Genomic DNA, 352 nt, shown 5'->3' with positions numbered 1-352 from the left:
TTTGGTGCCCAGCGGTCTATCATCTTCGCGACGGTCTGATAGCCTTTTTTATGGTAATTGCACAACAGCTTCATCAGTGCCCGAATACCATACTCTGGTGATTCAAACCGACAGAACCGAGATTCAATCTTCGGGTCGTGGGGCAATTGACCCTGCCACTTATTCGCTGAGTTGTGGTCAATGTTGCCGGGATTGTTATTACGAATGCCTCTGCTCATCTTTGTTCACCTGTCAGTCTGTTCCAGAAATAGGTTAGGGCGATGCTCCCCATTGCACCGGACACGCCAGCACTAACGAACATCAGGTATAAACTCAGCCCCGCTTCGAGACTGATAAATCCGCCTATCAGTCC

At 49.4% G+C, this 352-nt stretch carries 2 pseudogenes; both read right to left on the bottom strand.

From position 1 onward, the window contains the following. Window positions 1-218 (bottom strand): annotated as a pseudogene (locus NXS07_RS20980) (structural protein); the annotation flags it as partial. Continuing rightward, a pseudogene (locus NXS07_RS20975) lies at window positions 215-352 on the bottom strand (phage holin family protein); the annotation flags it as partial. The pseudogenes NXS07_RS20980 and NXS07_RS20975, both read right to left, overlap by 4 nt.

Source organism: Xenorhabdus bovienii, assembly GCF_024721015.1.
Taxonomy (GTDB): Bacteria; Pseudomonadota; Gammaproteobacteria; order Enterobacterales; family Enterobacteriaceae; genus Xenorhabdus; species Xenorhabdus bovienii.
This window is presented reverse-complemented; position numbering and strand designations above follow the sequence as displayed.